This window comes from Halopseudomonas nanhaiensis, assembly GCF_020025155.1.
GTDB lineage: Bacteria > Pseudomonadota > Gammaproteobacteria > Pseudomonadales > Pseudomonadaceae > Halopseudomonas > Halopseudomonas nanhaiensis.
The window spans coordinates 3,601,483-3,621,506 of sequence record NZ_CP073751.1 but is presented as its reverse complement, the minus strand read 5'-3'; the positions used below and the strand labels follow the sequence as shown (position 1 = coordinate 3,621,506).

19 protein-coding genes and 2 pseudogenes are annotated in these 20,024 nt (G+C 62.6%); 9 read left to right on the top strand and 12 right to left on the bottom strand.

Annotated elements, in window-relative coordinates:
• The first annotated feature begins 37 nt into the window (after nt 1–37).
• Nucleotides 38–991, top strand: a complete 954-nt coding sequence (locus KEM63_RS16745) for a LysR family transcriptional regulator (protein WP_223653697.1) — start codon at nt 38–40, stop codon at nt 989–991.
• Nucleotides 992–994: 3 nt separating this feature from the next.
• On the opposite strand, the gene KEM63_RS16740 is transcribed toward KEM63_RS16745, so the two are convergent.
• Together KEM63_RS16740 and dksA are read right to left on the bottom strand one after the other, a co-directional pair.
• Nucleotides 995–1,198 (bottom strand): PA3496 family putative envelope integrity protein, encoded by a 204-nt coding sequence (locus KEM63_RS16740; protein ID WP_223653696.1) that lies wholly within the window; start codon nt 1,196–1,198, stop codon nt 995–997.
• Between the two features lie 80 nt (nt 1,199–1,278).
• A complete protein-coding gene (dksA, locus tag KEM63_RS16735; RefSeq protein WP_223655905.1) occupies nt 1,279–1,686 on the bottom strand; it encodes an RNA polymerase-binding protein DksA in 408 nt (135 codons plus the stop codon).
• Here dksA and KEM63_RS17050 point away from each other — a divergent pair.
• A pseudogene (locus KEM63_RS17050) lies at nt 1,643–1,939 on the top strand (cold shock domain-containing protein); the annotation flags it as partial. The gene dksA and the pseudogene KEM63_RS17050 overlap by 44 nt on opposite strands.
• A 270-nt stretch (nt 1,940–2,209) precedes the next feature.
• Nucleotides 2,210–2,562, top strand: a pseudogene (locus KEM63_RS17045) (DUF1294 domain-containing protein).
• Here KEM63_RS17045 and KEM63_RS16725 read toward each other — a convergent pair.
• The 5 genes from KEM63_RS16725 to KEM63_RS16705 form a co-directional block, all read right to left on the bottom strand.
• Nucleotides 2,563–4,152 carry an ABC-F family ATPase gene (locus KEM63_RS16725; RefSeq protein WP_223653695.1) on the bottom strand — a complete coding sequence of 530 codons (1,590 nt, stop codon included), beginning with the start codon at nt 4,150–4,152 and terminating at the stop codon, nt 2,563–2,565. It lies immediately after the preceding pseudogene.
• Nucleotides 4,153–4,327: 175 nt separating this feature from the next.
• Entirely contained in the window at nt 4,328–5,356 is a 1,029-nt protein-coding gene (locus tag KEM63_RS16720; RefSeq protein WP_279346813.1) for an SDR family oxidoreductase, read from the bottom strand.
• A 156-nt stretch (nt 5,357–5,512) separates the two neighbouring features.
• Nucleotides 5,513–5,743, bottom strand: coding sequence for a hypothetical protein (locus KEM63_RS16715; RefSeq protein ID WP_223653694.1), 231 nt, complete (start codon nt 5,741–5,743; stop codon nt 5,513–5,515).
• A 567-nt stretch (nt 5,744–6,310) separates the two neighbouring features.
• Entirely contained in the window at nt 6,311–6,541 is a 231-nt protein-coding gene (locus tag KEM63_RS16710) for a hypothetical protein (protein WP_223653692.1), read from the bottom strand.
• Between the two features lie 265 nt (nt 6,542–6,806).
• A complete protein-coding gene (locus tag KEM63_RS16705) occupies nt 6,807–7,895 on the bottom strand; it encodes an NADH:flavin oxidoreductase/NADH oxidase (RefSeq protein WP_223653690.1) in 1,089 nt (362 codons plus the stop codon).
• An 87-nt stretch (nt 7,896–7,982) separates the two neighbouring features.
• Here KEM63_RS16705 and KEM63_RS16700 point away from each other — a divergent pair, with 87 nt between their 5' ends.
• The gene (locus KEM63_RS16700) at nt 7,983–8,303 is read left to right on the top strand and encodes an ArsR/SmtB family transcription factor (RefSeq protein ID WP_223653688.1); all 321 of its coding nucleotides are present in this window, start codon (nt 7,983–7,985) and stop codon (nt 8,301–8,303) included.
• Between the two features lie 24 nt (nt 8,304–8,327).
• On the opposite strand, the gene KEM63_RS16695 is transcribed toward KEM63_RS16700, so the two are convergent.
• The gene (locus tag KEM63_RS16695) at nt 8,328–9,500 is read right to left on the bottom strand and encodes a GAF domain-containing sensor histidine kinase (protein WP_223653686.1); all 1,173 of its coding nucleotides are present in this window, start codon (nt 9,498–9,500) and stop codon (nt 8,328–8,330) included.
• A gap of 229 nt (nt 9,501–9,729) precedes the next feature.
• On the opposite strand from KEM63_RS16695, the gene KEM63_RS16690 reads away from it, so the two are divergent.
• On the top strand, nt 9,730–10,887 hold the full coding sequence (locus tag KEM63_RS16690) for an acyl-CoA dehydrogenase family protein (protein WP_223653677.1): 1,158 nt from the start codon (nt 9,730–9,732) through the stop codon (nt 10,885–10,887).
• Nucleotides 10,888–10,889: 2 nt separating this feature from the next.
• Complete coding sequence (locus KEM63_RS16685) at nt 10,890–13,739, top strand: response regulator (protein ID WP_223653675.1); 2,850 nt, start codon at nt 10,890–10,892, stop codon at nt 13,737–13,739.
• A gap of 5 nt (nt 13,740–13,744) precedes the next feature.
• Here KEM63_RS16685 and KEM63_RS16680 read toward each other — a convergent pair whose 3' ends face one another.
• On the bottom strand, nt 13,745–16,570 hold the full coding sequence (locus KEM63_RS16680; protein ID WP_223653673.1) for a hybrid sensor histidine kinase/response regulator: 2,826 nt from the start codon (nt 16,568–16,570) through the stop codon (nt 13,745–13,747).
• Nucleotides 16,571–16,586: 16 nt separating this feature from the next.
• Complete coding sequence (locus tag KEM63_RS16675; RefSeq protein WP_223653671.1) at nt 16,587–16,943, bottom strand: response regulator; 357 nt, start codon at nt 16,941–16,943, stop codon at nt 16,587–16,589.
• Nucleotides 16,944–17,258: 315 nt separating this feature from the next.
• On the opposite strand from KEM63_RS16675, the gene sodC reads away from it, so the two are divergent.
• Genes sodC through KEM63_RS16660 form a run of 3 tightly spaced genes read left to right on the top strand, consistent with a single transcriptional unit; the run spans nt 17,259 to nt 18,816 of the window.
• Nucleotides 17,259–17,786: a superoxide dismutase family protein gene (gene sodC, locus KEM63_RS16670; RefSeq protein WP_223653670.1), complete on the top strand. Its 528-nt coding sequence runs from the start codon at nt 17,259–17,261 to the stop codon at nt 17,784–17,786.
• Complete coding sequence (locus tag KEM63_RS16665; protein WP_223653669.1) at nt 17,779–18,333, top strand: hypothetical protein; 555 nt, start codon at nt 17,779–17,781, stop codon at nt 18,331–18,333. Before sodC ends, KEM63_RS16665 begins: the two co-directional genes overlap by 8 nt.
• 9 nt (nt 18,334–18,342) lie before the next feature.
• On the top strand, nt 18,343–18,816 hold the full coding sequence (locus KEM63_RS16660) for a GFA family protein (RefSeq protein WP_223653668.1): 474 nt from the start codon (nt 18,343–18,345) through the stop codon (nt 18,814–18,816).
• A gap of 6 nt (nt 18,817–18,822) precedes the next feature.
• Here KEM63_RS16660 and KEM63_RS16655 read toward each other — a convergent pair whose 3' ends face one another.
• Nucleotides 18,823–19,101, bottom strand: a complete 279-nt coding sequence (locus tag KEM63_RS16655) for a peptidylprolyl isomerase (RefSeq protein ID WP_223653666.1) — start codon at nt 19,099–19,101, stop codon at nt 18,823–18,825.
• Between the two features lie 2 nt (nt 19,102–19,103).
• Nucleotides 19,104–19,979 carry a transcriptional regulator HexR gene (gene hexR / locus KEM63_RS16650; RefSeq protein WP_223653665.1) on the bottom strand — a complete coding sequence of 292 codons (876 nt, stop codon included), beginning with the start codon at nt 19,977–19,979 and terminating at the stop codon, nt 19,104–19,106.
• Nucleotides 19,980–20,024: the final 45 nt, after the last annotated feature.

Here is a 20,024-nt window from a genome sequence, read left to right as displayed (position 1 = left end):
GAAGTGCCGTGAGCTCCTGTTCAGAGGATAGAACACCATGCGCAAATCTCTGCTTCGGATGACGCTGCGCCAGCTGCAGGTCTTTCGTGCGGTGTGTGCCAGCCAGTCCTACAGTCGTGCCGCAGAGGAGATGGCGCTGACCCAGCCTGCCGTCAGTCAGCAGATCCGTCAGTTGGAGGAACAGCTCGGCCAACCGTTGTTCGAGTATGTCGGCCGCAAGCTGTACCTCACCGAAGCGGCCCACAGCCTGCTGGCGGCCAGCGAGGACATCTTCGAGCGGTTGGATAACCTCGACATGAGTCTGTCGCGGCTCCAGGGCACCTTGCGCGGGGAGCTCAAGGTTGGCGTGGTGAGCAGCATCCAGTACCTCACGCCGCATCTGCTGGCGGCGTTCCGCGAGCGTCATCCCGAGGTGACCTTCTGCATGGAGGTCATGCGCCGGTCCGATGCGATCCGCCGGCTTCAGGACAATCGTGATGACGTGACACTGATGGCGCTGGTGCCCGAGGATCGGGCCCTGGAGTTCTTTCCGTTCCTCGACAACCCGATCATAGCCGTCGCTCACGCCGCGCATCCGTTGGCAGCGCAGGGCGGTCTGTCGCTCAAGGTGCTGGAAGAACACGTCGTGCTCAACCGCGAATCCGGTTCGGGCACGCGCAAGGCCTGTGAAGAATTCCTGCAGAACAAACGCGTACATCTGCAGCAGACCATACAGCTGGGTTCGGGGGATTCACTGGTGCAGGGCGCCCTGGCCGGGCTGGGCATCGCCATGGTGACCGCGCACGCCGCGGCCAGTCATCTGCGCAGCGGCGAGCTGGTACAGCTCGATTTCTCCGAGCTGCCGCTCTATCGGAGCTGGTGCGCGGTGCATGCCCGCGGCAAGCGACTCAGTCCGGTCGCTGAGGCGTTCCTCGGGTTTCTTCGCGAAGAGCGCGCACAGATCCGCCAGATTGCCAGGCGCTTCGAGCACCGGCAAACGGCGGCGGACTAGCCGCTAGGCGGGGCGCGGCTCGCGGTGCTGGAGGTCGATCAGATCGGGAAAGTCGCAGACCGCCGCGTGCAGCGCCTGGCTGTCGCGGTAGTCTTCTATCGCTCGCCGGTACGCCATGCGTTGCCGGTCCTGCTCGCGCCGTCTGGCACGGCGGGCGTTATTGGGGCCCTGTTCGTCGTCAAATGCGGTATCAAGCTCGTAAGCCATGTTGCACCCCCGTTTGGAGTTGAGTCCGGAACGGGGACATCTTGGCCTGCCGGGCATGACGGGCTTATGACAAGGCGTGCTCAGGTTTCGCCGACGTGGCGCTCCATTTGTTCCTGGCGCTCCTTGGCCTCGATCGAAAGCGTTGCCGTGGGGCGCAGCAGCAGGCGACGCAGGCCGATCGGCTCACCGGTCTCGTCGCAATACCCGTATTCGCCCTGCGCCAGGCGGTCCAGCGCCTCATCGATCTTGTCCAGCAGCTTCTTTTCCCGCTCGAGCATGCGCAGTTGCCACTGACGGTGCTCTTCGGCGCTGCCGACATCCGCCGCATCGCCAGGGATGTTTTCGGTTTCGCGCAGGGACTGAAACTCTTCGTCGATACGCTGGCGCAGGGCCTCGCGCTCGCGGGTCAGCAGATCGCGGAAAAACGCTTGCTGCTCCTCGTTCATGTACGCATCGGCAGGCTGCGCAAGGAGCTGTTCTTCGGTCATTAAGGGCTTGTTCATAGTGTTCACCGGTCGGTCTTCTTTTGCTTGGGCGTTGCCGATTACAGACACTCTCGAGCAGGGTTTGTTCAAGCTCCATCGCGGCCCGGCTTGGCAGGCACGGCGGGCTGACGGAGAATGCCGTTCTTTAGGATCACAGGGACAGGTGATGGAACTGCGTGGCGTATTGACCAGTTGGAATGATCAGAAGGGCTTCGGGTTTATCGAGCCGGACGCGGGCGGTGAACGGGTCTTCGTGCATATCTCGGCCATGCGCGGTGATGCCCGGCCGGTTACCGGCGATGCGGTGCTGTACATCCCCGGACGAGACGCTCAGGGACGGTTGCGCGCCGAACATATGCGCAGCGAAGCGCTGGCCGTCGACCGCCCGGCAATCCGTCGCAAGCCACGTGCCGAGAAGCTGCAAGGAAAGGCGGCGCCGCCGCGCAAACCGGCCGCTAGACGACAGCCGCGAGCGGCTGCGGCCGGATCGGTACGAAACCTTCCGGCGAAGCTGATCTTGCTGATCATGCTCCTGGCACTGCCCATCGCCGGCACAGTACAGGTGCTGCTGCTCGGCAGTGGCCGCTGGCGGGCTACCTGGTGATCAGCCTGCTGACTTTTCTGATGTACTGGTCGGACAAGCAGAAAGCCATGAAGGGGGCCTGGCGCACGCCGGAGAGTACCTTGCATCTGGCCGAGCTCGCGGGAGGCTGGCCGGGCGCCCTGGTAGCCCAGCAACTGCTCAGGCACAAGACGCGCAAGGCGTCCTATCAGGTGACGTGCTGGCTGATCGTTGCCCTGCACCAGCTGTTCTGGATCGACTGGCTGGTGCTGGGCGGGCGTTACCTGGGCCGCTTCATACGCCCCTGGCTGGTGTGATCAAACGGCCACGCCGAGGCTGCGCAGGTAGTCATCGTAGCTACCGCTGAAGTCGGTCACACCATCGGCGGACAGTTCGATGATACGCGTGGCCAGCGAGCTGACGAATTCCCGGTCATGGCTGACGAAGATCAGCGTGCCGGGATAGTTGTCCAGCGCCAGGTTCAGCGCCTCGATCGATTCCATGTCCAGGTGGTTGGTCGGCTCGTCCATGACCATCACGTTGGCCTTCTTCAGGATCAGCTTGCCGAACAGCATACGGCCCTGCTCGCCACCGGAAATCACCTTCACCGACTTCAGAATTTCATCGTTGGAGAACAGCATGCGCCCAAGGGTACCGCGCACCAGCTGCTCGCCGCCCTGCGTCCATTGCGCCATCCAGTCGAACAGCGTGCAGTCGTCCTTGAAGTCTTCGGCGTGATCCTGAGCGAAGTAGCTCACGTCAGCGCTTTCCGTCCACTTCACTTCGCCGGACAGCGGCGGCATCTCACCGACCAATGTACGGAGCAGAGTAGTCTTGCCGATGCCGTTCGGCCCGATGATCGCCACGCGTTCGCCGGCTTCGATCTGCAGGCTGAGATTCTTGAACAGCACCTCGCCGTCATAACCCTGACTGACGCGATCCAGCGTCACCGCCTGACGGTGCAGCTTCTTGTGCTGGTCGAAGCGGATGAAGGGGCTGACGCGGCTCGACGGCTTGACCTCGTCGAGCTGGATCTTGTCGATCTGCTTGGCGCGGCTGGTGGCCTGCTTGGCCTTGGAGGCGTTGGCCGAGAAACGGCTGACGAAGGTCTGCAGTTCGGCGATCTGTGCCTTTTTCTTGGCATTGTCCGACAGCAACCGCTCGCGCGCCTGGGTGGCGGCGGTCATGTATTCGTCGTAGTTGCCCGGGAACAGGCGCAGTTCGCCGTAGTCCAGGTCGGCCATGTGCGTGCATACGCTGTTGAGGAAGTGACGATCGTGGGAAATGATGATCATCGTGCTGGTACGCGCCTTGAGCACGTCTTCCAGCCAGCGAATCGTATTGATATCCAGGTGGTTGGTCGGCTCGTCCAGCAACAGAACGTCCGGATCGGAGAACAGCGCCTGCGCCAGTAACACGCGTAGCTTCCAGCCGGGCGCGACTTCGCTCATCGGTCCGAAGTGCTGCTCCAGGGGAATGCCCAGGCCGAGCAGCAGCTCGCCGGCGCGCGATTCAGCCGTGTAACCGTCCATCTCGGCGAATTCGGTTTCCAGCTCGGCCACGGCCATGCCGTCCTCTTCGCTCATCTCGGCCAGCGAATAGATCCGGTCGCGCTCGGCCTTGACCTTCCATAGCTCCTCGTGACCCATGATGACGGTGTCGATGACGCTGAAGTCTTCATAGGCGAACTGGTTCTGGCGCAGCTTACCCAAGCGCACGTTCTGCTCGATCATCACCTGGCCGCCCGAGGGCTCCAGCTCGCCGCCGAGGATCTTCATGTAGGTCGACTTGCCGCAGCCGTTGGCGCCGATCAGGCCGTAGCGGTTGCCATTGCCGAATTTGACGGAGACGTTTTCGAACAGCGGCTTGGCGCCGAACTGCATGGTGATATTGGCGGTAGAGATCAAGACGGAATCCTGCAGGCGGAGAATGAGGCGCCGGGCGTTGGCGGGGCGCGTATTGTACTGGCATAACGCGCCGTCGGACAGGCCGCCCGACGGGCCGTGATTACAACAGGCGAAGAGGAGTTCGCCGGTCGGCTTTGCTGCGGCAAGGCCGGCCGGCCGGCAGTCCCGGAGAGGGTTAGTAAGGCAGCATCCCGCCGGAGGCGGCAAACATCTCGCCGGTGACATAGCTGGCTTCGGTGGACGCCAGTTGTACGTAGAGCGGTGCGATCTCCACGGGCTGACCGGGTCGGCCGAGGGGGGTCTGTTCACCGAAGGTCTTGAGATTGTCCATGGTCTGGCCACCGCTGACCTGCAAGGGCGTCCAGAAGGGCCCCGGCGCCACTGTGTTGACCCGAATGCCTTTTCCAATCATCTGCTTGGCCAGGCACTTGGTGAAGTTGACGATAGCGGCCTTGGTCATCGAGTAATCGAGCAGATTTTCCGGTGGATCATAGGCGACCACCGAGGACGTATTGATGATCGAGCTGCCCTCCGGAAGGTGCGGGATGGCCGCCTTGCTCAACCAGAACATGGCGTAGAGGTTGGTCTTGACCGTCCAGTCGAACTGGTCGGTGCTGATGTCCATGATCGAATCGTTGCTTTGTTGCCGCGCCGCGTTGATCACCAGAATGTCCAGCCCGCCAAGTTCCTCCACGGCGCGCTTGATCATTTCCTGACAGAACTTTTCATCGCGGATGTCGCCTGGAAGTGCAACCGCCTTGCGTCCGGCGTCCTCGATCAGCTTGATCACGTCCTGTGCGTCCGGCTCCTCGTCCTCCAGATAACCGAAGGCGACATCTGCGCCTTCCCGCGCATAGGCGATCGCCGCCGCCCGGCCGATGCCCGAGTCGCCGCCGGTAATCAATGCCTTGCGACCCTGCAACCGTCCGCTGCCCTGATAGCTTTCTTCGCCGTGGTCAGGACGTGGATCCATTTTCTGAGCCAGCCCTGGCCAGGGCTGGCGTTCCGGATCGAAAGGCGGCTGCGCATACATCTTCTGCGGGTTGCGCATGGGCTGCGGAGCTTTCGTTGACGCTGAACCAGCAGCGGCTGACGAGCCGGCCGACGTTTGCGCGAAGGCCGGCGCGACCATACCGGCAGCCAGCGTTGCGGCCGCCCCATGCAGGATGGTCCGGCGTGAAGGTGAAAAATCATCTGAATTCATTGAGCGACTCCCATGAACCGAGTACGTTCGCACGAGCGGGCAGGCCGGCTCGCACCCGCTTGGGTAGACGGGGCTCGCACAGAGGGAGTTCGAGATTATCGACAGACGGCCCGGAAAGGGCTCGAATCATGGATGATGGGGATAGCGAATTAAGGCTTAGAACGTGAACGTCGGACGCTGTTGTGCCTGGGCATCAAGCTGACTGACCTGCCGCGTGACGACCGGCAGGGAGACCGGGGTAATGTTCTGATCAAGGTTGTGCTCGAACGCGTAACCCGGGGCTGCCTGTTGTTCAGACGAAGCGTTGGTCGAATGCTGCAGTCCAAGCATGACAATCGCGGCCAGCGAAAATGCCATCCATGTGTAGTGCACAGTATTCGCCTTCATTCTGAACCTCCTTGGGCTAAGCCAGTCTCAAGCTAGACGCAACGCGCCTTGCGGCTAATAGAGAGTGCAACAGCCGTGCCAGACGCTGCTCAAGAAAAATGCCAAGAAAATCAACGGCATGAAAATTTCCCTCGTTCCGCTGTTCATGCAATTTGCACGAAGCTCCCTTTTTGCTCAGGTAATCTGCACGAAGCAATTCTGTAGCATGGCTTCAAAGCGAGACGCCATGGTCATTCGCACGGCTCATTGATCGATCCGTCGGGTTGTACGGGAGAGGATGCGCGTTGCAGTGCGTTCAGCCAGTTGGTGTGCCGCCAGGCGCGACGCTGCCGCTAATGCAGTGGCGCATGGCCGAGACGAGTTTGGTTTTTGCTAGGGACTGTCGGGACGCGCGCTCGGTGGGTGTCAGGATAGGCGACGGGTGAGCGGCGGACGGGTAACGGACGGGATCAAGCGGAAGGGCTCAGGGGTGGAGGACGGGCATGTACAGTGTGCAGTCCGGAAGCTGAATCTCACATCTGCATGCCGGTTGGCGACAGACGGTGAGAACTATTTCTCGCGAGACGGTCAGAACGTCCAGGTTTGCTGGCGCTGCGACTGTGGGGCCGCCTGATTGACGTGACTTACCACAGGCAGGGACACCGGCTTGATACTGTGGGTGGCATAGCGCTCGATGCTGTACGTGACGGCGGATTGCGGTTCGGAGGCCTGAGCCGGCGCGTTGTTCTGAATGGAGAGCATGCCGATAGCAGCCAGTGACAGTGCCATCCAAGTGTAGTGAACAGTGCGACCCTTCATCTGAACCTCCCTTTGCCGTTTTTATCACGTGGCGGCTGTTGAGCCGCGCGGACAGTAACTGGTGCAATGGCCGTGCCAGGGAGTATCTATAAATTTCTTCTTCTAAATCAGTTATTTAAATTTGGTGAGGTCATGCGCCATCGTGCACTTTGCATGGAAGGGATTCTGAGGCCGTGTAGATTGCACGAACGGGTGAGGGCGTTGTTACAGGGTTAACGGCTGTAGCGGGGTGCTACGCCCGGCGCGGAGGCCGGGCGTATTAGGCTCAGTAGCGTTCCAGCCAGTGGGCGTAGGGCGCGGGGAGGGTCCAGGAGGCACGATCGAGTTTCAATTCGCGCGCGGCATGGTAGGCCCAGTGTGGGTTTGCCAGGTGTGCCTTGCCGACCATGACCAGATCCAGCTGGCCGTCCTGCACCGCTTTTTCCGCGACATGCGGTTCTCCGAATCCCCAGGCAGATGAGACCGGCAGGCCTGCTTCGTCGCGCACTCGCCTGGCGATCGGCCCCATGAATGCAGGCGCCCAGGGGATCTGCGCTGCCGGTGTGGAAAAGCCGATGCTTACGCTGAGCATGTCGAGCCCGCCGGCCTTCATGCGCTTCACCAGGTCAATCGAGTCGGTCATGGTCTGTTCGTCACGACCGTCGAACTCGATAACACCAAACCGTGCGGTCAAGGGTAGGTGGGCTGGCCACACCTCGCGCACGGCGGCAAAGGTCTCCATCAGAAAGCGGCCGCGGTTTTCCGCACTGCCACCATATTCATCGCTACGCTGATTGGAGTGCTCGGAGAAGAAGCTCTGTCCCAGATACCCGTGTGCGAAGTGCAACTCCAGCCATTCGAATCCGGCGTCGAGTGCACGCCGGGCAGCGGCGACAAAATCTTCCTGCACGCGGCGGATGTCATCCTTGCTCATTGCTTCGGGTGTCTTGTTCAGGTGCGCTCCGAACGGAATGGCCGAGGGAGCGATGGTCTGCCAGCCGCGTGAGTCATCGTTGGCGATGTGATCATCACCTTCCCAGGGACGATTGGCACTGGCCTTGCGGCCAGCATGGGCGATCTGGATTCCCGGCACTGCGCCGGCGGCCTTGATTGCCCTGACTGCGGGAACGAACGCCTGAGCCAGCTGATCGTTCCATATGCCGGCATCGCCGGGTGTGATCCGGCCTTCGGGTGACACGGCGGTGGCCTCGACAATGACCAGGCCGGCGCCGCCGCGGGCGAGCGACGTGAGATGAGCCAGGTGCCAGTCATTGATCAGGCCATCGACTGCCGAGTACTGACACATTGGCGGCACGGCGATCCGGTTGCGCAGAACGGTGTCCTTTAATTGAAAGGGTTGGAATAGTGCGGACATGAAAGCTTCCTGTGATCTGGATTATTTGTAAGTTCGATAATATTCGTACTATGGCTCGGAAGCAAATCGCTGTGTATCATTCGAGCCATGCGTCCCTTCAAGCACCCATCTGCCGATCAGTTCAGTCTCGAGCGCGTACTCTACGCGCTGAGCGATCCTGTGCGGCTGGATATCGTCCGGCGTTTGGCAACGGTTGCGGAGGCGAGCTGTGGCGATCTGGATGGTGGACGCCCCAAGTCCAGCATGTCGCATCATTTTCGCGTATTGCGTGACGCAGGGTTGGTGCGAACCCAGGGGGTGGGCACCACGCATATGAACGCGTTGCGCAGGGAAGAGATCGACCGGCGCTTCCCGGGTCTTCTGGACGCGGTGCTTGGCGCCCCGGTGGACGCATCAGTAGAGGCCTGATCCGGGCGCCAGCCGGTTGCGGCTTCAGGCGTTGGGCAGGCGCAGCGTGAAGGTGGTCAGCGTCTCATCGGACACTACGTCCAGCGTTCCGCCGTGGGCGCGGGCAATTTCTGCCGAGATGTACAGGCCAAGCCCCAGACCCTGCAGGCTGGTGCCACTCTTGCGCCGGTAAAAGGGCTCGAACAGCTGCTTCTTTACGGCTTCGGGTACGGGTTCGCCGGCATTGCTGACACTGATGGCCAGTTCATTACCCTCTAGCGCGGCGACGATCCGAATCGGCTCGGCGTCGTTACCGTGAGCGACTGCGTTGCCGACCAGATTGGATAGCACCTGGGCGAGCTTGTAGTGGTCACACCGCACCGGGCGGTGCACCTGAATATCGGTCTCGATCCGATGTACCGGCGCCGCAGTGCGCAGTTCTTCGACCACCTGCATCACCGTCGGCTGCAGCTCGCGACTCTGGGGCTCGACAGCCAGTCCGCTTCCCAGCCGGCCCCGGGCGAAGTCCAGCACGTTGCTGATCATGCTTTCCATCCGACCGATGCTGTTCAACATCAGCTGGGCGATATTCGATGTGCGAGCGTCCTCGGCCGAACGAAGGATGGAGGCAGTACCCGCCTTGATCGAAGCCAGTGGATTGCGCAGGTCATGGCCGAGCACGGCAATGAACTCTTCGCGCAGTTTCGCGGTGCTGCGCTCGTCGCTCAAGCTGGCCTCGCTCTCGATCAGCTTGAGGTGGTTGTCCAGGTGTAGCCCGATCAGCTCGGCGAACAACTCCAACATGCCCAGTGTTTCTGGCGTCTTGAGGCGAACCGGATGGGGGTGTATGGCGCAGAGCGTGCCGAAAAAGCTGCCGTCCCCCAGCCTGATCGGCATCGACACGTAGCTCTGAAAGCCGTACATCGCCGGTGTCGCATGTTCCGCGTAGACCGGGTCCGTCTCAACGTTCTCGATCACCACAGGCTCGCTGCATTGGCGCACCTGCTGGCAGAGGGTCGTAGTGATGTCGAGTTCTTCGCCGGCCTTCAAGCCGAAGTGAATGGTGTCGAGCACCTGGCAGGCCACCCAGCGGTTCTCCGTCACCCGCGCTACCGTGACGAAGCCCATGCCGGTGGTTCGACAGATCACCTCAAGAATCCGCGGTACCGCTGCGATCTTCTCGAAGATGGTTACCTCTTCGCCTGTTTCCACGTGCATGACAATCGACTCGCTCTGTCGGTACAGGAGTGGCGACGTCGTCCGGGACCGTCGCCGCGCCGCGGGACATTATGGTGGCTGAGGTTGCGAGACGCAAAGCAGCAGAGTGATGCATTCGTTAAATCTGGCGCATTGCGCCGCGCTTGGCTAACCTGTCGCGATCGTTCGCTGGTCTGTCCGACGCTGCTGCGCGCGGGGGCTCAGTCACCTTCACCCGCGGAAACCGTACATGCCCAATCTGACGCCCAAGCTAAACGCCTTGCGCAGCCTGACAGAAACCATCGTCGCGGAGACGGTCGCCCCGCACGCCGAGCGTATCGATCGCAACGGCGTCTGGCCCGCAGAGTCGATGCAGGCCCTTGCCGAAGCCGGTCTGCTGGGCCTGCAGGTACCCCAGGCGCAGGGTGGTCATGGCCAGGGCATGCTGGCGCTGAGTGTCATCACCGAAGCGCTGGGCAAGGCCTGCCCCTCCTCGGCGCTGTGTTTCGGCATGCATTGTGTGGGAACTGCGGTCATCGCCGCCAAGGCTACCTCGCACCAGCAGGAACACTACCTACGCGCGATTGCCCGGGGCGAGCATGTGACCACGCTTGCGCTGTCCGAGCGCGGTACCGGCTCACATTTCTATCTGCCCGAGACGACGCTCGACGATGCGGGTGATACCTATCGGCTCAACGGTACCAAGCAGTTCGTCACAAGCGGCGGCCACGCCGATTCCTACGTGGTGTCGACCGTCGCCAGCGACAAGGCAGACAACGGTGACTTCAGCTGCGTGATTGTCGATGCCCAGGCGTCCGGAGTCCGCTGGGGCGATGCCTGGAATGGCTTCGGCATGCGGGGCAACTCGTCGCGCCCGTTGCACCTGGAGAACGTCTGCGTACCCAAGGCCAATCTGCTTGGCGAGTCAGGCGATCAGGTGTGGTACGTCTTCGAGGTGGTGGCGCCGTATTTCCTGATGGCAATGGCAGGAAGCTATCTGGGCGTGGCTCAGTCGGCACTCGACACGGCCGGCGAGCATCTGCGCGCGCGCCGTTACGAGCATTCGGGTGAGTCGCTACGGCACATCGAAACACTCCAGGTCCGCTTCGCCGATATGTGGACCAGTCTGGCGCGTACCCGCGCACTGGTGCGCGAGGCGGCCAGGATGGGCGACGCCGGGCACCCGGAGGCGCTGCCCCATGTACTCGCCTGCAAGACGGCTGCAGGCGAGACGGCAGTGCAGCTGGCCAACGAGGCGATGACCCTGTGCGGCGGCACCGCCTACCGGGACAATAGTCGCGTGGCACAGATGCTACGCGATGCCCGGGCCAGTCATGTCATGGCGCCGACCACTGACCTGCTGAAAATCTGGACTGGTCGCAGCCTGCTCGGCCTGCCGTTGTTATAACCATGAAGAGTCAACGCATCCTACTCATTCATCCCGAGGACGCTGCTGACGCCGCCGACGTCAGGGCCCTGCAGGAACTGATAGGCTCGCTGGAGCTGCCGCTGACGCTATGTGATGCGCACGATTTCGGGCTGCGCCTCGATGCGCCCGACGCGAGCGATGACGAGCCAGCCGTACTGATTTTTCCTCAACTGATTCGCCGTCCGTCAAGCCTGGCCCGGCGCGCCCGTGCGCACTGGCCCCGGTGCGAGATTCTGTTTCTGCAACCGGCCACGGAAACCGAAGCCTTTCGCCGCAGCCTCGGGCTGGCGCCGATGCTGGGGTCCTACTGGTCCATTGTCGACACCAACCCGGCGACGCTCGGACCAGTATTGGTCGAGGCCGCCGCCGCCGTCAGCCGCCGTGCGCGCTTTCGCACCACCCTCGATCGAGCCAACGCCAGCCTGCAGCTGCGCCTGTCCGGCACGGACCCCGGCCGCGCAAATATAGCCGATCATTACCTGGCGAATTTCATCGATTTCGCCCAGGACGCGATCATCGGTATCGACCTGACCTATCAGGTTCTCTTCTGGAGTTCCGGAGCCGAAGAGCTCTTCGCGATGGATGCCCGTTCGGCAGTAGGGCGCAGCGTCAGACAGATGCCGTTCTGGAGCGATGAGCTGGAAGCCGTCCCCGAGGAACTGGCCCGTCGAGGCCGATCGATGGTGGTCGAGCGGAGCTGTCAGCTTGGCGAACGCGACATGGCACTGGAGATTCATTGTTCCAGCGTGCGCGATGCCGATGGCATGCCGCTGGGCGTCTCGCTGATGATCCGCGACGTGTCCGCCGCGCTCGCCCAGCGCGCCGCCAGCGAGGCGCTGATGCATGCCGAGCATCAGCACCTGTACCAACTCTTTCATCAGGCGCCGGGCTTCGTTGCCGTGACGCAGGGCCCCCGCCACATGGTGGAACTCGCCAACCGGGCCTTCCATCAGCTGGTGGGGCGCCGCGACGTTATCGGCCTGCAGGCCAGCGAAGCCTTCCCGCAGATGGAAGGCGAAACGCTCAGCGAACTGCTGGACCGCGTATACACCACCCGTCGGCCCTTTGTGGGGCGGGGGCTGCCCGTATTCATCCACCGCTCGCCCAGCGCCGCGCCGGAGCTGCGCTACGTGGATTTCGTTTTCCAGCCGGTGCTGTCCGAGCATGGCCTGCCTTCGGGCATCTTCTGCCAGGGCAACGACGTTACCGCGCAGAAGCTCATGCAGGAACAGCTCAAGCGCTCCGAAGAACACCTCGAGGCGCTGGTCGAGGAGCGTACCCGCGAGCTCGAACGCAGCCAGCTGGCCCTGCACCAGGCACAGAAACTCGAGGCGATCGGCAAGCTGACCGGCGGCGTCGCCCACGACTTCAACAACGTGTTGCAGATCATCGGCGCGAACCTTCAGCTGATGCGTGATGGGGTGGCCGGCCAGCCGCACCTGTCACGGCGCCTGGAGGCCGCAGCATCTGCAGTGGAGCGCGGTGCCAAGCTGTCCTCGCAGTTGCTCGCCTTCGCCCGGCGCCAGCCACTGCAACCGTCGCCCCTGAATCTGGCGCGCCAGCTGCGCGGCATGGACGATCTGCTGCGCCGTGCGCTGGGCGAAGACATTCAGATCGAGACGGTCGTCGCCGGTGGGTTGTGGACCACGCTGGTCGACCCGCATCAGCTGGAAAACGTTGTTCTGAATCTTGCCATCAATGCGCGCGATGCGATGCGCGATGGCGGCCAGCTGACCCTTGAGCTGAGCAACGCCATGCTCGACGATGAGTATGCGCGCAGCACGGCGGACGTGACGCCGGGGCAGTACGTGCTGCTCGCCGTGTCGGATACCGGCTGCGGGATGAGCGCAACGACCGTCGAGCACGCTTTCGAGCCGTTCTACACGACCAAGCCCGAAGGGCAGGGGACCGGGCTGGGCCTGTCGATGGCTTATGGGTTTGCCAAGCAGAGCGGCGGTCACATCCGCATTTACAGCGAGCCTGGCAACGGGACGACGGTGAAGCTGTATCTGCCGCGTTCGCTGCAGGAGGAAATCGAGCCGGTGACCCCGCTTACCGGCCCCGTGGTCGGCGGCAGCGAAACCATTCTGGTTGTGGAAGACGATCCCGCGGTGCAGGCCGCGGTGATCGAGCAGCTGACAGGGCTAGGCTACAACGTGCTGCGCGCCAGTGATGCCCAGAGCGCACTGAGCATCCTGCAGAGCGGCCTGCATATCGATGTCCTGTTCACCGACGTGGTCATGCCGGGCCCGTTGCGCAGCCCGGAGCTGGCGCGCCAGGCCAAGCAGCTGCTGCCGGATCTGATCGTGCTGTTCACCTCGGGCTATACACAGAACGCCATCGTCCATGGCGGCAAGCTCGATCCGGGAGTGGAGCTGATCAGCAAACCCTACCGGCTGGTCGATCTGGCACGCAAGCTGCGTCATCTGTTGGCCAACCGCGCGCAAAGCCAGGCGATGCCTTCCATTCTCTGTGAGCCGCAGCCCGGCATGGTGGGACAGGTTCACGACATTCTGCTGGTGGAAGACCAGCAGGATCTGCTGGAAATGACGCGCGAGCTACTGATAATGCTCGGGCACGACGTCATGGCCGTAGCCTCCGCGGAGGACGCGCTCGAGGCGCTTGCCGAGCGCCGGTTCAGCGCGCTGTTGACGGACGTCGGGTTGCCCGGCATGTCCGGTGAGCAGCTGGCCGACAAGGTCCGCGCGCGCTGGCCGGAAACCAGAATTGCGTTGATTACCGGTTATGGAGAGGGGTCGGGTGGGGATCTGCTGACGCTGGCCAAGCCGTTCAATCTCGAGCAACTGCGCGATCTCCTCGCGCAGCTGTGAGCTGATCAGGGCTCCTGCAGCATGTCCGCCACGCGATGCTTGAGCGCCGCAACGGAGAACGGCTTGGTCATCAGCGCCATGCCGGGCTTGAGAAAGCCCTCGGCGAGCGTGGCGTTCTCGGCATAGCCGGTAATCATCAGCACTTTCAGTGCCGGATACAGTTGTAGCGCCTGCTCTGCCATCTGCTGACCATTCAGGCCGGGGAGTCCTATGTCGCTGACCATCAGCTTGATCGGCTGTTTGGCGCTGACCGCGCGCAGGCCGGCGGGTCCATCGGCTGCCTGCACCACATCGCAACCCAGTTCCAGCAAGGCTTCGACAATCAGCTCGCGTACCAGTGATTCATCTTCGACCACCAGTACACGACAGGGGGCGGCGCTGGCGCGCGGTTGTTCCAGCTCAAGGGCAGCAGGCGGTTCGACAGTGCCGTGGGAGCGCGGCAGGTAAAGCGTGATGCTGGTTCCGCGGTGCGGCGTTGAAGCGAGCGTTAGGTACCCTTCGCTCTGACGAGCGAACCCGTAGACCATCGACAGCCCCAGTCCCGTGCCTTGGCCCTGGGGCTTGGTGGTGAAGAACGGCTCGACAGCGCGCTGGATGACCTCCGGGTCCATCCCGCGGCCGGAGTCAGTGATGCGGATCATTACATAGTCGCCAGGGGCGACATCGTGTGGCGTTGCCGCTTGCGGCTGGTCAAAGGCACCGTTGAGCGTTTCGATGCTCAGCACCCCGCCATCGGGCATCGCATCGCGCGCATTGATGGCGATGTTCAGCACGGCGCTTTCCAGCTGATAGGGGTCGCATCGGGTGACCCAGAGGGCCTCTGCAAAATTCAGGCGCAAATCGTAGAGCGGACCAAGCGTTCGGCTGAGCAGGTCTTCCATGCCGGTCAGCAAGCGGTTGCTGTCGACATGCTTGGGATCCAGCGGCTGGCGACGAGCAAAGGCGAGCAGTCGGTGCGTGAGCGCGGCGGCTCGCTGCGCAGAGCCCATGGCCGCCATACCATAGCGTGCCAGCGAATCGGTCTTGCCCTGCGTGATTCTGGTCAGCATCAGTTCCAGCGAGCCGATGATGCCGGTGAGGATGTTGTTGAAATCATGCGCCAGCCCGCCAGTCAGCTGACCGATGGCTTCCATCTTCTGCGCGTGGCGCAACTGGTCCTCGGTACGCCGCAGGGCCTCGGCCTGTTCCTTTTCGGCAGTGATATGCCGCCCATAGGCGTAGATCGCGTCTTTCTCGGCATAGGTGTGCCAGGAGATCCAGCGGGCTGATCCATCGCGATGACGGAAGCGGTTCTCGAAGTTGGTCAGATTGTCGCTGGCGGCGCGGTCGTGTTCGGACTGCGATAGCGAGAAATCGTCGGGCCAGACGAAATCCAGAAAGTTGCGGCCCTCTACCTCGTCCTGGGCATAGCCGAGGATGTCGTTCCAGGCTGGATTGACCGAGCGCAGGGTGCCGTCGATATTCACCACCGCCAGCAGATCTCGCGAGTTGCGCCACACCCGGTCGCGCTGAACGGTCCGCTCTGCGACGCGCCTTTCCAGGGTTGCATTGAGCTCACGCAGCGACTCGGCCGCGGTTCTCTGGTCATGGATATCGGTATTCGCGCCGATCCAGCGCAGCAGCATGCCATCTTCGCCATACATGGGCAGTCCGCGTGCAAGGTGCCAGCGGTATTCGCCATCATGCCGGCGGATGCGAAGCTCGTCCTCGTAGGGTACTCCGGTCGACAGCGCCTCGTGCCATGTATGGCGGCCGGCTTCGATGTCGTCCGGGTGAATCAGCGTGCGCCACACCTCGTGGCTGAGCCGGCCGATCGGCACACCGGCATAAGCATGGGCGCGTTCGTTGAACCAGTCGATGTGGCCATCGGGTCGCGCGGTCCAGACGATGTTAGGCATGGCCTGCGCCAGCACTTCAAACTGGGCTTCGCTGGCACGCAGAGCTTCCTGGGCGAGATGGGCGCTAGTGACATCGTGCCCCTCTACCAGCACCCCGGTCACGACACCGGCATCGTCGGTGATGGGCTCGTAGATGAAGTCGACGAAGCGGCGCTCCAGGCGCGCGTCCAGGCCGCGCCGCAGCATGATGCTGACACCGAACTGCACCATGCGCTCGCCCGTGACTCGCACGTCGTCGAGCCATTCGACAAAGCCTTGCCCCTGAAGCTCAGGCAGCGCTTCGCGTACAGTACGGCCGACCAGGTCATCGCGCGCAACGAGGCTGCGGTAGGCCTGGTTGACGAACTCGAAGACATGGTCGGGGCCTGTGACCGCTGCGATGAAGCCGGGGGCTCGCTCGAACAGCTGGCGCTGACGTTCGCTTTCTTCCTTGATCCGGCGTTCGGCCATGACTTCGGAAGTGGTCTCGACCACCGCGGCGAAGAAGCCGGCTATGTCGCCGTCTTCGCCGCGCACCGGTGTATAGGAGAAGGCGAAGTGCGTCTCCTCCGGGTAGCCGTGTCGCTCCGTAATCAGTTTGAGGTCATCCATGTGTACCGGTTGACCGCGGTACGTCTGGTCGACGATCGGTCGCAGATCGTCGGCGATGTCGCTCCAGACTTCGAGCAAGCGTCCGCCGAGCGCAGCAGGGTGCTTGCCGCCAAGCATCTTTGCGTAGGCGTCGTTGTACAGAATAATCTGCTCAGGCCCCCAGGCCACGAACATCGCCTGCTTGGACCCGAGGATAACGCTGATCAACGTTTGCAACGCCAGCGGCCAGTCGGCGGGAGAACCCAGAGGGGTGTTTGGCCAGTTATGGGCGCGGATCTGCTCGCCCATCTGTCCGCCGCCACCAAGAAATATAGGGAACGAAGCGTCCCGGGTGCCCGTCATCAGGATCCCGGCAGATTCAGGAAACGGAGGCGGGAATAAGCTGCGACAACGCCTCGGTCAGCTCCCCAATGTCATACGGCTTGGTAAACACCGGCCGGTCCGCCCAGGCTTCAGTCAGCCCGGCCTCGCCATAGCCGGTAGTGAAGACGAAGGGAATGCCACGGGCATCAAGACGTTCGGCAACCGGGAATACATAGCTGCCGTTGAGGCTCACATCGAGAATGGCAGCGTCGAAGTCCAGCCGCTTGGCCATGTCCTCGCCTTCCTCGACACTGGTAGCGACGCCGGCGACGGAATAGCCACGATCGGCCAGCATTTCCTCGAGCAGCATGGCTATGAGTGCTTCGTCTTCTACTATCAATACCTTGCTCATTCGCCACCCTGAAGCATGGCCCGGGGAGTCGGGCGTCGTGCCGATCGTTTATACGGCATTGGCCATCATTTCCCAAGCGATTGATGGTCCGAAGCGCGATCGCTCTCCGGTTCAATTGCATCAGACCGATTCGCCGCTGCCTCGTTCCAATGTGCGTAGAACGGCGTCGTATCGACCATGTTCAGTGCCGCTTCGAAGGACGTAGTCACCCTGGCGGTAGCACCGGTGAGATGTGGCCTTCTGTTGGTCCGGCGATCTGAACGCTTGGATAGCGACCCGGTCACAAGCTGTACCGTTCACAGCAGGAGATCAATCATGAAACTACCGATTAGCGTTGCGTTATGCGCCGCATTGGCTGCGGGCGTCGCCCAGGCTGCCGATCGTGAAGTGACCATGCATAAGGTCAGCGCCGAGGGCAAACAGGAGACCGTCGGCGTGGTGCGGATCAGCGAAACCGAGCACGGGCTGCTGTTCGAGCCGAATCTGCGGGGGCTGGAGCCTGGCATTCACGGCTTTCACGTGCATGAAAATCCGAGCTGCGATCCGGCCGAGAAGGACGGCGACATGACGGCTGCAGCAGCAGCAGGTGGCCATTTCGACCCCGAGAAAGCGGGCGAACATGAAGGACCTTACGGCGACGGTCACCTCGGCGACCTGCCAGCGCTGTATGTCGACGAGCGTGGCAATGCCGAGCATCCGGTGCTGGCGCCGCGTCTGGACAAGGTTTCGGCCATTGCCGACCGGGCACTGATGGTCCATGCCGGCGGTGACAACCATTCCGACAGCCCCGAGCCTTTGGGCGGTGGTGGCGCACGTGTGGCCTGCGGGGTGATTGGTGGCTGACGCGGCCTATACCTCCGGGGAGGTGGTGGTGCCATCCGGGTTCGTCACGGGTGTGGCGTGGATATTCCTGATCCTCTCCGGCGTCAGCGTGGCGATTGCGCTGGTACAGGCATTGGCCTTGCTGTTCTGGCCGCCCTTGGTCGATGTGCTGGACCAGTACCGAGCGGTGGCCGGTCAACAGGGTGAAGCTGGCGAATTGTCCGCCTTCGTGCTGGACAACCTGGCCTGGATGACCTTGTCCAACCTGCTGGTCTCGATGGTCACGCTGATCGCCGCCATCGGACTGCTGAAGCGCTTCAACTGGGCGAGGCTGGTGTTCATCGGCATGCTCGGTCTGATCATGCTATGGGCACTGGGCAGCGTGTTGATGCTTTGGCAGGCCGCACCGTTCCAGACCGCAGGCGCGGCAGCCTACGAACCCCTGATGCAGGGTCCGACCATGCCAGGGATGATGTTCGGCACCGCATTGACACTGCTGTTCTGCCTGCTTCTGGGCTGGGTTATCAAGCGGTTGTGCTCGGCGCGCATCCGCGCTGAATTTCAGTGAGGTCATACCATGCGACTTGAAGGGTCATGCCATTGCGGTTCGGTTCGCTTCGAGCTCGACAGCGCGCACCCTGCGCCGTACCAGCGCTGCTACTGTTCCATCTGCCGCAAGACGCAGGGCGGGGGTGGTTATGCCATCAACCTGGGCGGTGACGCGACAACGTTGAAGGTCACCGGCAAGGACAACATCACGGTCTACCACGCGAAGATGCCGGACGGGAGTGCCAGCAGTGCCGAGCGACACTTCTGTCACCTGTGCGGTAGCGGCCTGTGGCTGTTCAGCCCCGATTGGCCAGAGCTGGTGCATCCCTTCGCCTCGGCAATAGACAGTGAGCTGCCGGTGCCGCCCGAGCATACGCATGTAATGCTGGATTCGCGGGCGTCCTGGGTCGAGGTTCAGGCTGAAGAGGGAGATAAATGCCATGCGGTGTATCCCGAGGAGTCCCTGGCCGATTGGCACGAGCGCACCGGGATGACGCGCTGAGCAGTGTCAGTCGCGGTAGAACACCTGCACCAGGTGGTAGCCGAACTGCGTTTTCACCGGACCATGGATGGTCTTCAGCGGCTTCCTGAAAATGATCTGATCGATCGCGCGGACCATCTGGCCGGGGCGAACCTCCCCCAGGTCTCCGCCGCGTTTGCGCGAAGCGCAGAGCGAATGCTTGCGTGCCAGCACGTCGAAGGCCTCGCCGGCGGCCAGCCGCTTTTTCAGCTGCGCTGCCTCGGCTTCGGTCTTGACCAGAATGTGACGGGCCATGGCTACCGGCATGGTTACTCCTGGGCGTCCGGGCTGCGCTGGCCGGCGCGGGTCGACAGGCGCAGACCACGCAGACTGCGTTTGACGTTCTTCAGATGATTGACCAGTTCCGGCCCGCGGCGCATCGACAACCCCATCGCCAGTACATCGATCACCACCAGATGGGCGATGCGCGATGAAAGCGGGGTGTAGATATCGGTATCTTCCGGCACGTCGATGGGAATATGCACCTGCGCCAGCTCGGCCAGCGGCGTCTGACTGGGGCACAGGCTGATCAGTTTGGCTCCGCTTTCCACTACCAGCGTGGCGCTGTGCAGCAGATCCTTGGTGCGTCCGGTCTGGGAGATGGCGACGGCGACGTCCTCCGGCCCCAGCGTCACTGCCGACATCGCCTGCATGTGCGGATCGGAGTAGGCCGCGGTGCTGACCTGCAGGCGGAAGAACTTGTGCTGCGCATCGCTGGCCACCGCGCCGGAGGCGCCGAAACCGTAGAATTCCACGCGCCGCGCGGAGGCGAGTGCCTCGATGGCCTGTTCAGTGGCACGCGGGTCAAGGCGTTCGCGAACGTCCATGAGGGTCGCCAGCGTGGTGTCGAAAATCTTGTGCGACAGCGCGTCCACGCTGTCATCTTCACTGATCGAGAACTGGCCGAAGTTGGCGCCTGCCGCCAGACTTTGCGCCAGCCGCAGCTTCAGGTCCTGGAAACCGGTGCAGCCGATCGCGCGGCAGAAGCGCACGATGGTCGGTTCGCTGACGCCCACCTCGCGGGCCAGATCGGCCATCGACGAATGCATGACCTGCGCGGCCTGGGCGAGGACGTGATCGGCGACCTTCAGCTCGGATTTGCGTAACTGTTGGCGACTGGCGGCGATGTGCTGGAGCAGATTCACGGCGGCTTCGTGTTAGTCTTCGGTGACCCGAACCTCGGGGGGTCG